General features: G+C 75.5%; 1 protein-coding gene. It reads left to right on the top strand.

Features of this window, described 5'->3' with window-relative positions:
• Nucleotides 1-1,452, top strand: a 1,452-nt coding sequence (locus GA0115240_RS38325) for an adenylate/guanylate cyclase domain-containing protein (RefSeq protein ID WP_237555005.1), incomplete at both ends; no start/stop codon positions are given.

The raw sequence follows: 1,452 nt of genomic DNA on the forward strand, positions 1-1,452 counted from the left end.
ACCGTGGTGTTCTGCGATCTGAGCGGTTCGACCGAGCTGTCCGGCCGGCTGGACGCGGAGGCGCTGCGGGCGGTGACGCTGCGGTATTTCGCGGTGATGCGGGAGCGGTTGGAGCGGCACGGCGGGACGGTGGAGAAGTTCATCGGCGACGCGGTGATGGCGGTCTTCGGGGTGCCGGTGCTGCACGAGGACGACGCCCAGCGGGCGGTGCGGGCGGCGCTGGAGATGCTGACCGCGCTGGACGGCCTGAACGAGGAGCTGGAGCGCGACCACGAGGTCCGGCTCACGGTGCGGATCGGCATCAATACCGGCGAAGTGGTGGCCACCGGCGACCCGTTCGCCCGGCAGGTGCTGGTCTCGGGCGAGGTGGTGAACGTGGCGGCCCGGCTGGAGCAGAACGCCGGGCCCGGCGAGATCCTGATCGGCCCGGACACCTACCGGGCGGTGGAGCGGCTGGTGGTGGCCGAGGAGGTCGGCCCGCTGCGGCTGAAGGGCAAGGCGGCGGCGGTCACCGGGCGGCGGCTGCTGGATCTGCGCGGCGACGACCCGGCGGTGCTGCGCCGTTTCGACTCGCCGATGGTGGGCCGGGCTGGCGAGCTGCGCGAGATGCGGCTGATCGCCCGGCGGGCGGTGCGCGGCCGGCAGTGCCAGCTGCTAACGCTGTTCGGCGAGGCGGGCATCGGCAAGACCCGGCTGGCCCGGCAGTGGCTGGCGCAGGCCGCCGCCGGGGGCATGCAGGTGGGCACCGGCCGCTGCCGGCCCTACGGGGAGGGCGGTTCGCTGCTGGCGCTGGCCGACGCGGTACGGCCGTTCGCGGACGCCGCCGGGGCGGAGCCGGACGAGGCCGACACCGACCGGGCCGAGGCGCTGGCGGTGCTGCGCGGCGGCCTGCTGCTGGACGGCGCACCCGACCCGTCGGTGGAGGACACCTGCTGGGCCGTCACCTGGCTGCTGGAGTGGGCCGCCCGGCGCCAGCCGCTGGTGCTGGTGCTGGACGACTGCCACTGGGCGTCGAGCGTGCTGTGCGACGTGGTGGACCACCTGGTCACGGAGATACGCGACGCGCCGGTGGTGGTGCTGTGCACCGCCCGGCCGGAGCTGCTGGACCGGCGGCCGGGCTGGGGCGGCGGGGTGCTCAACTCCGGCTCGCTGGTGGTGCCGCCGCTCGAACCGGACGAGGTACGGCGGCTGGCCGGCCATCTCACCGAGGTCGCCGCCCACGCCACCGGCGCCCGGGACGCGCTGCTGGAGCGGGCCGAGGGCAATCCGCTGTACCTGGAGCAGCTGCTGGCGATGGTCAACGAGGCGCCGGGCCCGGCCGCCGCGGGCACCTTGCCGCCGACCCTGCACGCGCTGATCGCGGCCCGGATCGAGGCGCTCGACCACGACCAGCGCGCCGCGCTGGACGTGGCGGCGGTGGCGGGACGGGACTTCACCGTGGACCAGGTCGGC

This window comes from Streptomyces sp. DvalAA-14 (genome assembly GCF_900091855.1).
In the GTDB taxonomy this organism is placed as follows: domain Bacteria; phylum Actinomycetota; class Actinomycetes; order Streptomycetales; family Streptomycetaceae; genus Actinacidiphila.